7 protein-coding genes are annotated in these 10,381 nt (G+C 73.5%); all 7 read left to right on the top strand.

Annotated features, from left to right (window positions below; genetic code table 11):
* Positions 1-1,888, top strand: a 1,888-nt coding sequence (locus tag ACSNOD_RS22520) for a peptidoglycan D,D-transpeptidase FtsI family protein (protein ID WP_436768827.1), incomplete at its 5' end; no start/stop codon positions are given.
* A gap of 14 nt (positions 1,889-1,902) precedes the next feature.
* Entirely contained in the window at positions 1,903-3,612 is a 1,710-nt protein-coding gene (locus ACSNOD_RS22515; RefSeq protein WP_436768826.1) for a UDP-N-acetylmuramoyl-L-alanyl-D-glutamate--2,6-diaminopimelate ligase, read from the top strand.
* Positions 3,609-5,024, top strand: a complete 1,416-nt coding sequence (locus ACSNOD_RS22510) for a UDP-N-acetylmuramoyl-tripeptide--D-alanyl-D-alanine ligase (protein WP_436768825.1) — start codon at positions 3,609-3,611, stop codon at positions 5,022-5,024. Before ACSNOD_RS22515 ends, ACSNOD_RS22510 begins: the two co-directional genes overlap by 4 nt.
* 5 nt (positions 5,025-5,029) lie before the next feature.
* Positions 5,030-6,094, top strand: coding sequence for a phospho-N-acetylmuramoyl-pentapeptide-transferase (gene mraY / locus ACSNOD_RS22505; protein ID WP_436768828.1), 1,065 nt, complete (start codon positions 5,030-5,032; stop codon positions 6,092-6,094).
* Entirely contained in the window at positions 6,091-7,521 is a 1,431-nt protein-coding gene (gene murD / locus ACSNOD_RS22500; RefSeq protein WP_436768824.1) for a UDP-N-acetylmuramoyl-L-alanine--D-glutamate ligase, read from the top strand. Before mraY ends, murD begins: the two co-directional genes overlap by 4 nt.
* A gap of 81 nt (positions 7,522-7,602) precedes the next feature.
* Positions 7,603-9,132: a putative lipid II flippase FtsW gene (ftsW, locus tag ACSNOD_RS22495; protein ID WP_436768823.1), complete on the top strand. Its 1,530-nt coding sequence runs from the start codon at positions 7,603-7,605 to the stop codon at positions 9,130-9,132.
* Positions 9,133-9,138: 6 nt separating this feature from the next.
* Positions 9,139-10,233, top strand: a complete 1,095-nt coding sequence (murG, locus tag ACSNOD_RS22490; protein ID WP_436768822.1) for an undecaprenyldiphospho-muramoylpentapeptide beta-N-acetylglucosaminyltransferase — start codon at positions 9,139-9,141, stop codon at positions 10,231-10,233.
* The last annotated feature ends 148 nt before the right edge of the window (positions 10,234-10,381 follow it).

Here is a 10,381-nt window from a genome sequence, read left to right as displayed (position 1 = left end):
GACCCGTACGGGCCTGCGCCCCCCGGCGCGTACCGCACGCCCCGCGCGGCCCCCGCGCGCCGGCCGCCCCTCCACGCTCAAGCTCGGCGACCCGCGCCCCCGGCTGCGGCTGGTGAGCGCCGGGCTCACCCTCGTCATGCTGGTGTTCGTCGCCCGGCTGCTCCAGGTGCAGGCGGTCGACGCCGCCGCCTACGCCTCCAAGGCCGACGTCAACCGCTATGTGACCCACCCCCTCGCCGCCGCCCGCGGGGAGATCACCGACCGCCGGGGCATCGCGCTGGCCACCACCGTCGACGCGTACGACATCACCGGCGACCCCCTGCTGCTCACCCCCGAGCGCAGCAAGGTCCCCGACGCCCCGCGCCGGGCGGCCGCCCTCCTCGCCCCCGTCCTCGGCGCGGACGAGGCGGAGCTGGCGAAGAAGCTCTCCGTGCCCGGCTCCCGCTACGCCCTGCTCGCCAGCCGCCAGTCCCCCCAGGTCTGGAAGCGCGTCAAGCAGCTGAAGAGCGAGCTGGCCGCCAAGGAGAGCAAGGGGCAGGGCGCCAATGTGCTCGCCGGGATCAACCAGGAGCCGCACAGCAAGCGGGTCTACCCGAACAAGGAGCTGGCCGCCGGCCTGCTCGGCTTCGTCAACGCCGAGGGCCGGGGCGGCGGCGGGCTGGAGGCCCAGCTCGACAAGCGGCTCGCCGGCAAGGACGGCAAGATCACCTACGCCCAGTCCGGCGGCCGCCAGGTGCCCACGGCCGACACCCGCGAGCAGCCCGCCGTCCCCGGCTCCGACGTCGAGCTGACCATCGACCGGGACATCCAGTGGGCCGCCCAGAAGGCCATCACCGACCAGGTCCGCAAGTCCGGGGCCGACCGCGGCTACGTCGTCGTCCAGGACACCCGCACCGGCGAGATCCTGGCCCTGGCCAACGCCCCCGGCTTCGACCCGAACGACATCTCCAGGGCCAACGGCTCCGACCTCGGCAACCCGGCCCTCCAGGACGCGTACGAGCCCGGCAGCACGGCCAAGGTGATGTCCATGGCGGCGGTCCTGGAGGAGGGCGCCGCCACGCCCGACACGCATGTCACGGTCCCCAACCGGCTGCACCGCGCCGACCGGCTGTTCGCCGACGACATCGACCACCCGACCTGGTACCTGACGCTCAACGGCGTGCTCGCCAAGTCCAGCAACATCGGCACGATCCTCTCCGTCGAACAGCTGGGCGCCAACCAGCAGCAGGCCAACCAGGTGCTCCACCGCTATCTGCGCGCCTTCGGCGTCGGCTCCCCGACCGGCCTCGGCTTCCCCGGCGAGACCCCCGGCATCCTGGCCGATCCCAAGACCTGGAGCGCCTCCCAGCAGTACACGATCCCCTTCGGCCAGGGCCTGTCCCTCAACGCCGTCCAGGCCGCGTCCGTGTACTCGACCATCGCCAACGGCGGCGAGCGCGTCGCGCCCCGTCTGGTCCGCGGCGTCCGCGGCCCGGACGGGAACTTCACCCCCGCCCCCGAGCCGAAGCGGACCCGGGTGGTGAGCGAGAAGACCGCGCGGACGCTCGCCACCATGCTCGAATCGGTCGTCGACGACCGCGAGGGCACCGGCGCCAAGGCCCGCATCCCGGGCTACCGCGTCGCGGGCAAGACCGGCACCTCCAACCGCGTCGACCCGGAAACCGGCCGCTACCACGGCTACACCGCCTCCTTCGCGGGCTTCGCCCCGGCCGACGCCCCCCGCGTCACCGTCTACTGCGCCGTCCAGAACCCCACCCGGGGCAGCTACTACGGCGGCCAGGTGTGCGGCCCGATCCACAAGCAGGTGATGGAGTTCGCCCTCAAGACCCTCAAGGTCCCGCCGACCGGTGCCGAGCCCGCCCGGCTGCCGGTGACCTTCGACCCCTGAGCGGAGGCGCGCGCGTGACGACGATCACGCCCCGTCCCGGGAACCGGAGGGCCACACGCCCCTCGATTCCCGGCGGACAGCGTGCGCCCGGTACGCTCACCGCCGTGCCACACGCTGATCAGTCCCACACCACTCGCCCGGACGCTCCCGGCACGTACCCGGGAGCGCCCCGCCCAGACCAGGTCCGCCCCACCCCCCTCGCGGAGCTGGCCGATCAGCTGGGCATCGCGGCGCCACCGGCGCAGGTCGACGTCACCGGGGTGACCCATGACTCGCGGGCCGTGCGCCCGGGCGACCTCTACATCGCCCGACCGGGCGAGCGCGTCCACGGAGCCGACTTCGTCGCCCAGGCCGCCCGGCTCGGCGCCGTCGCCGTGCTGACCGACCCCAGCGGCCGGGACCGCGCCGCGGCCACCGGGCTGCCGGTGCTCGTCGTGGCCGACCCCCGGGAGCACATGGGCGCCCTGGCCGCCACGATCTACGGCGAGCCGGGCCGCGACCTGCTCCGGATCGGCATCACGGGCACCTCCGGCAAGACCACCACGGCCTATCTGATCGAGGGCGGACTGCGCGCGGCCGGTGGCCCCGGCGCGCTCACCGGCCTCATCGGCACCGTCGAGTCCCGGATCGGGGACCAGCGGCTGAAGTCCGAGCGGACCACCCCCGAGGCCACCGACCTGCAGGCGCTCTTCGCGGTGATGCGCGAGCGCGGCGTCCGCTCGGTCGCCATGGAGGTCTCCAGCCACGCCCTGGTCCTCGGCCGGGTCGACGGCACCGTCTTCGACGTGGCCGTGTTCAACAACCTCAGCCCGGAGCACATGGAGTTCCACTCCGGCATGGAGGACTACTTCCTGGCCAAGGCCCAGCTCTTCACCAAGGCCCGCGCCCGCGCCGGCGTGGTCAACCTCGACGACGAGTACGGCCGGCGGCTGGTGGGGATCTCCGAGGTCCCCGTCGTCACCTTCTCCGCCGAGGGCCACCCGGACGCCGACTGGCGCGCCTCGGACGTGGAGGTCGGCGCCCACGGCTCGACCTTCACCGTGCACGGGCCCGGCGGCGAGAGGGTCGCCGCCCGCGCGCCCATCCCCGGCCCCTTCAACGTCGCCAACGCGCTCGCCGCCATCACCGCCCTGGTCGTCGCCGGGATCGACCCGCGCACCGCCGCCGAGGGCGTGGGGTCCGTCCCGGGCGTCCCGGGCCGGCTGGAGCGCGTGGACGTCGGCCAGCCGTATCTCGCGGTGGTCGACTACGCCCACAAGACGGATGCCGTCGAATCGGTCCTGCGCGCCCTGCGCAAGGTCACCGAGGGCCGGCTGCACGCCGTGCTCGGCTGCGGCGGCGACCGCGACCGGCAGAAGCGCGGCCCGATGGGCGCGGCGCTGGCGCGCCTGGCCGACACGGCCGTGCTCACCTCCGACAACCCGCGCTCGGAGGACCCGCTCGCCATCCTCGCGGCGATGCTCGCCGGCGCCGCCGAGGTGCCGGCGCACGAGCGCGGCACCGTCCTCATCGAGGAGGACCGGGCCGCCGCCATCGCCGCGGCCGTCGCCCGCGCCCGCCCCGGTGACACCGTGCTGGTGGCCGGCAAGGGCCACGAGCAGGGCCAGGACATCGCCGGAGTGATCCGGCCGTTCGACGACCGCGAGGTGCTGCGCGAGGCCATCGAGCGCGCCGCGCGCCGCACCCAGGACACCCCCGGCGCCGAGAGCGAGGGCACGCGATGATCCCCCTGTCCCTCGCCGAGATCACCGAGATCGTCTCGGGCCGGGCGCACGACATACCGGACCCCGGGCAGCGGGTCACCGGCCCCGTGGTCATCGACTCCCGCGAGGTCCGCCCCGGCGGCCTGTTCGCCGCCTTCGCGGGCGAGCGGGCCGACGGCCACGACTACGCGCGGCAGGCCGTCGCCGCCGGCGCCGTCGCCGTGCTCGCCGCCCGCCCCGTGGGCGTCCCCGCCATCGTCGTCGACGACGTCGTCGCCGCGCTCGGCGCGCTGGCGCGCGCCGTCGTCGAGCGCCTGGGCGCCACCGTCGTCGCGCTCACCGGCTCGGCCGGCAAGACCAGCACCAAGGACCTGATCGCCCAGCTGCTGGAGCGCCGCGGCCCGACCGTGTGGCCGCCCGGCTCGTTCAACAACGAGATCGGCCTGCCGCTCACCGCCCTGCGCGCCGACGAGGGCACCCGGCACCTGGTGCTGGAGATGGGCGCCCGCGGCGTCGGCCACATCCGCTATCTGACCGAGCTGACCCCGCCGACCATCGGCGTGGTGCTCAACGTGGGCACCGCCCACATCGGCGAGTTCGGCGGCCGGGAGCGGATCGCCCTGGCCAAGGGCGAGTTGGTGGAGACGCTGCCCGCCGACGGGATCGCGGTCCTCAACGCCGACGACCCGTACGTCCGTGCGATGGAGAAGCGCACCCGCGCCCGTACGGTGTTCTTCGGCGAGTCCGAGGAGGCCGACATCCGCGCCGAGGACGTCCGGCTCACCGCCACCGGGCAGCCCTCCTTCACCCTTCGCACACCCACCGGGTGCGGGGCCGTGACGCTGCGGCTGTACGGTGAGCACCACGTGTCGAACGCGCTCGCCGCGGCCGCCGTCGCCCATGAGACGGGCATGTCCGTCGACGAGATCGCCACCGCGCTCTCCGAGGCGGGACAGCTCTCCCGCTGGCGGATGGAGGTCACCGAGCGCTCGGACGGCGTGACGGTCGTCAACGACGCCTACAACGCGAACCCCGACTCCACGCGAGCCGCTCTGCGCGCGCTCGTCGCGATGGGAGAAGCCTCGCGGGCACGAGGGGGGCGCACGTGGGCGGTCCTCGGCCGGATGGCCGAGCTGGGCGAGGAGTCACTCGCCGAGCACGACGCGGTCGGACGGCTGGCCGTCCGGCTCAACGTCAGCAAGCTCGTGGCGGTCGGCGGCCGGGAGGCCGCCTGGCTCGACATGGGTGCCAAGAACGAGGGTTCGTGGGGTGAGGAGTCGGTGCACGTGTCCGACGCGCAGGCGGCGATCGACTTGTTGCGCAGAGAGCTGCGTCCGGGGGACGTGGTCCTGGTGAAGGCTTCCCGGGCCGAGGGCCTGGAGCGGGTCGCGCAGGCGCTGCTCGACGGCGAGGGTGAGGTCGCCACCCGATGAACGGGATGAAACAGATCCTCTTCTCCGGAGTCATCGGGCTGTTCCTGACCCTGGTCGGCACCCCGCTGCTGATCAAGCTGCTGGCCCGCAAGGGCTACGGTCAGTACATCCGCGACGACGGCCCGCGCGACCACCACAGCAAGCGCGGCACGCCCACGATGGGCGGCATCGCGTTCATCCTGGCCACGCTGATCGCCTACGCCCTCACCAAGGTCATCACCAGCAGCGATCCGTCGTTCTCCGGCATCCTGGTGCTGTTCCTGTTCGCGGGCATGGGCCTGGTGGGCTTCCTGGACGACTACATCAAGATCGTCAAGCAGCGGAGCCTGGGCCTGCGGGCCAAGGCCAAGATGGCCGGCCAGCTCATCGTCGGCATCGCGTTCGCGGTCCTGTCGCTGAACTTCGCCGACTCCCGGGGCCAGACCCCGGCCTCCGACAAGCTCTCCTTCACCCAGGACTTCGGCTGGTCGGTCGGCCCGGTGATCTTCGTGATCTGGGCGCTGTTCATGATCCTCGCGATGTCGAACGGCGTGAACCTCACCGACGGCCTCGACGGCCTGGCCACCGGCGCCTCCGTGATGGTCTTCGGCGCCTACACCTTCATCGGCGTCTGGCAGTTCCAGGAGTCCTGCGCCAACCCGCTGACCGCCGGCCCCGGCTGTTACGAGGTCCGCGACCCGCTCGACCTCGCCGTGGTCGCCTCCGCCCTGATGGGCGCCTGCTTCGGCTTCCTGTGGTGGAACACCTCGCCCGCCAAGATCTTCATGGGCGACACCGGCTCGCTCGCCCTCGGCGGCGCGCTCGCGGGCCTGGCCATCTGCTCCCGCACGGAGCTGCTGCTGGCGCTGCTCGGCGGCCTGTTCGTGCTGATCACCATGTCGGTCGTGATCCAGGTCGGCTCCTTCCGGCTCACCGGGAAGCGGGTCTTCCGGATGGCGCCCCTCCAGCACCACTTCGAACTGAAGGGCTGGAGCGAAGTCCTGGTCGTGGTCCGCTTCTGGATCATCCAGGGCATGTGCGTGATCGTCGGCCTCGGCCTCTTCTACGCGGGCTGGGCGGCCGAGAAATGACCCCGGAGTCGTACGAGGGCCGGCGCGTCACCGTCGCCGGCCTCGGCGTGAGCGGCGTCAGCGCCGCCCGCGCCCTGGCCGGCCGCGGCGCCCACGTCACCGTCGTCGACGGCGGCGAGGGTCAGGCCCAGCGCGCGCGGGCCGCCGAGCTCGAACCCCAGGGCGTCACCGTCCGCCTCGGCGACGGCGACACCCTCCCCGAGGGCACCGAACTGGTCGTCACCTCGCCCGGCTGGCGCCCCGACAGCCCGCTCTTCGCGGCCGCGGCCGCCGCCGGCGTCGAGGTCTACTGCGACGTGGAGCTCGCCTGGCGGCTGCGCGGCCCCGACGCGGCCCCCTGGCTCGCGGTGACCGGCACCAACGGCAAGACCACCACCGTGCGGATGCTCGCCGCCATCCTGACCGCGGCCGGGCTGCGCACGGCCGCCGTCGGCAACATCGGCACCCCGATCCTGGAGGCGGTCCTCGCGGACCGCCCGTACGACGTGCTCGCCGTCGAGCTCTCCAGCTACCAGCTGCACTGGTCGCCGAGCGTGCGCCCGCACTCGGCCGCCGTCCTCAACCTCGCCCCCGACCACCTCGACTGGCACGGCTCCCTGGCCGCCTACGCCGCCGACAAGGGCCGGATCTACGAGGGCAACCGGGTCGCCTGCGTGTACAACACCGCCGACCCGGCCACCGAGGAACTGGTGCGCGGCGCCGACGTCGAGGAGGGCTGCCGCGCCATCGGCTTCACCCTCGGCACCCCGGCCCCCTCCCAACTGGGGGTCGTCGAGGACATCCTCGTGGACCGCGCGTTCGTCGAGCACCGGCACAAGAACGCCCAGGAGCTCGCGGAGCTCACGGACATCGCGCCGGGGACCGGGCAGCCCGCCCCGCACACCGTCGCCAACGCCCTCGCCGCGGCCGCCCTGGCCCGCGCCTTCGGAGTGGAGCCGGCGGCCGTCCGCGACGGCCTGCGCGCCTTCCGGCCCGATCCGCACCGCATCGAGCACATCGCGGACATCGACGGCGTCGGCTACGTCGACGACTCCAAGGCCACCAACACCCACGCCACCGAGGCGTCCCTGGCCGCCTACGAGCACATCGTGTGGATCGCCGGCGGCCTGGCCAAGGGCGCCACCTTCGACGACCTGGTCGCCGGGGCCGCGCGGCGGCTGCGCGGCGCCGTCCTCATCGGCGCCGAGCGGCACCTGATCCGCGAAGCCCTGGCGCGACACGCCCCCGATGTGCCGGTCGTGGACCTCGACCGGACCGACACTGGGGCGATGTCCGAGGCCGTCCGGGAAGCGGCGCGGCTGGCCCGGCCGGGGGACACCGTGCTGCTGGCCCCGGCCTGTGCCTCGATGGACATGTTCGTCAACTACAACCAGCGCGGCGACGCCTTCGCCGCCGCGGTACGCGAACTGGCCGAAGAGGACCGTTAGCGTCGCGCCCCCGCCGCTTCCCAGGGACGCCGACGCGCCTTCCGGCCCGGGAGACGGCGCACGCACCAGGAGGGGACGAGAATGACGGCCCGACCGGCGAAACCGGCGTCGTCGCGCAACCCGGCGCCGGCCAAGGCCGCGCCCGCCAAGGCCCAGGCCAAGGCCGCGCCCGCCAAGGCCCAGGCCAAGGCCCAGCAGGCCAAGGTCCAGCGGGCCGGGAAGGCGTCCGCCGGCCGGGGCGGGACCGGCGGGACGGGCGGCGGCGCCGGCAAGGCCCAGGCCAAGGCCCAGCGGCCCCGCCCGCGCACCGTCGGCAAGGTCCGCCGCTCCCCGCGCCCGCGGCGCACCGGCGGCCCGCCCTCCCCCCGGCGGCTCCTGGAGCGGCTCAGGCGGGCCTGGGACCGCCCGCTGACCGCGTACTACCTGATCCTGGGCGGCAGCCTGCTGCTGACCGTGCTCGGCCTGGTGATGGTCTTCTCCGCCTCGATGATCCAGGCCATCCAGTCCGGCCTGCCCGGCTCCTACTTCTTCCGCAAGCAGTTCGTGGCCGCCGTCCTCGGCACCGTCCTGCTGCTGATCGCCTCCCGGACCCCGGTGCGGCTGCACCGCCTGCTCGCCTATCCGCTGCTGGCCGGCTCGGTGTTCCTGATGGTCCTGGTGCAGGTGCCGGGGATAGGGCATTCCGTCAACGGCAACACCAACTGGCTCTACGTCGGCGGCCCCTTCCAGCTCCAGCCCAGCGAGTTCGGCAAGCTGGCGCTGGTGCTCTGGGGCGCGGACCTGCTCGCCCGCAAACAGGACAAGCGGCTGCTGACCCAGTGGAAGCACCTGCTGGTCCCGCTGGTGCCGGTGGCCTTCGTGCTGCTCGGCCTGATCATGCTCGGCGGCGACATGGGCACCGCCATCATCCTCACGGCCGTGCTCTTCGGGCTGCTGTGGCTGGCCGGCGCCCCCACCCGGCTCTTCGCCGGGGTGCTCGGCGTCGCCGGGCTGCTGGGCTTCCTGCTCATCAAGACCAGCCCCAACCGCATGGCCCGGCTGGACTGCATCGGCGCCACCGACCCCGGCCCGAACGACCAGTGCTGGCAGGCGGTGCACGGCATCTACGCCCTGGCGTCCGGCGGATGGTTCGGTTCCGGAATCGGTGCCAGTGTGGAAAAATGGGGGCAACTCCCCGAACCGCACACGGACTTCATCTTCGCGGTGACCGGTGAGGAGCTCGGTCTGGCGGGGACGCTGTCGGTGCTCGCCCTCTTCGCGGCTCTAGGCTATGCGGGTATCCGCGTGGCCGGACGCACGGAGGACCCCTTCGTCAGGTACGCCGCGGGAGGAGTGACCACCTGGATCACGGCCCAGGCCGTGGTCAACATCGGTGCGGTGCTCGGTCTGCTGCCGATCGCCGGTGTCCCCCTCCCGCTGTTCTCCTACGGGGGCTCCGCCCTGCTGCCGACCATGTTCGCCATCGGGCTCTTGATCGCCTTCGCGCGAGCCGAGCCCGCAGCCCGGGCGGCGCTGGCCATGCGGCAGCCTGCTATAAGAAAGAGGCTGGCTGGGGTGAGATGGAAGACGATGAGACGGCGCGTCAAGAAGCGACCGTCCGGAGAGCGGTGAATTTCGGTGCATGTCGTACTCGCCGGTGGGGGGACCGCCGGCCACATCGAGCCCGCGCTCGCCCTCGCGGACGCCCTGCGCAGGCAGGACCCGACCGTGGGGATCACGGCCCTCGGCACGGAACGTGGCCTGGAGACCCGGCTCGTGCCGGAGCGCGGCTATGAGCTGGGACTCATCCCGGCCGTGCCGCTGCCCCGCAAGCCCACCCCGGAGCTGATCACCGTCCCCGGGCGGCTGCGCGGCACCATCAAGGCCGCCGAGCAGATCCTGGAGCGCACCAAGGCGGCCTGCGTGGTCGGCTTCGGCGGCTATGTCGCCCTGCCCGGCTATCTCGCGGCCAAGCGCCTCGGGGTGCCTATCGTGGTCCACGAGGCCAACGCCCGCCCCGGCCTGGCCAACAAGATCGGCTCCCGCTACACCCGCCATGTCGCGGTCTCCACCCCCGACAGCAAGCTGCGGCACGCCCGCTATGTCGGCATCCCGCTGCGCCGCACCATCGCCACCCTGGACCGGGCGGCCGTCCGGCCCGAGGCGCGGGCCGCGTTCGGGCTCGACCCCAACCTGCCCACGCTGCTGGTCTCCGGCGGCTCCCAGGGCGCCCGGCGGCTCAACGAGGTGGTCCAGACCGTCGCCCCGCTGCTCCAGCGCTCCGGGGTGCAGATCCTGCACGCGGTCGGCCCCAAGAACGAGCTGCCGCAGGTCGACAACATGCCCGGCATGCCGCCGTACATCCCGGTTCCCTACGTGGACCGGATGGATCTGGCGTACGCCGCCGCCGACATGATGCTGTGCCGCGCCGGCGCCATGACGGTGGCCGAGCTGTCCGCCGTCGGGCTGCCCGCCGCGTACGTCCCGCTGCCCATCGGCAACGGCGAACAGCGGCTCAACGCCCAGCCGGTGGTCAAGGCGGGCGGCGGCCTGCTGGTCGACGACGCCGAACTCACCCCGGACTGGGTGCAGAGCCAGGTGCTCCCGGTGCTCTCCGACCCGCACCGGCTGTACGAGATGTCCCGCCGCGCCGCGGAGTTCGGCCGCCGGGACGCCGACGAGCTGCTCGTCGGCATGGTGTACGAGGCGATCGCCGCGCGTCGGGCCGCCTAGCGCGCGCTCGGCACGTAGCGTCGGCGTGCGGGGGCGGGACGGACGGACGACCGGCGCCCCGGGGGAGCGCGGGGCGCGTGAGGAGGCTGGAAGGTGGCCGGACCGACGACCGCGCAGCGCGGTGCGCGCAAGCAGGCACGGTCCGGCC

The sequence above is a fragment of the Streptomyces sp. URMC 123 genome, from assembly GCF_051386515.1.
In the GTDB taxonomy this organism is placed as follows: Bacteria; Actinomycetota; Actinomycetes; order Streptomycetales; family Streptomycetaceae; genus Streptomyces.
This window is presented reverse-complemented; position numbering and strand designations above follow the sequence as displayed.

Excerpts from the sequence above, each read along its gene's own strand:
- ACSNOD_RS22510 (WP_436768825.1), top strand. The coding sequence starts at position 3,609 with ATGATCCCCCTGTCCCTCGCCGAGATCACCGAGATCGTCTCGGGCCGG.
- mraY (WP_436768828.1), top strand. The coding sequence starts at position 5,030 with ATGAAACAGATCCTCTTCTCCGGAGTCATCGGGCTGTTCCTGACCCTG.
- murD (WP_436768824.1), top strand. The coding sequence starts at position 6,091 with ATGACCCCGGAGTCGTACGAGGGCCGGCGCGTCACCGTCGCCGGCCTC.
- ftsW (WP_436768823.1), top strand. The coding sequence starts at position 7,603 with ATGACGGCCCGACCGGCGAAACCGGCGTCGTCGCGCAACCCGGCGCCG.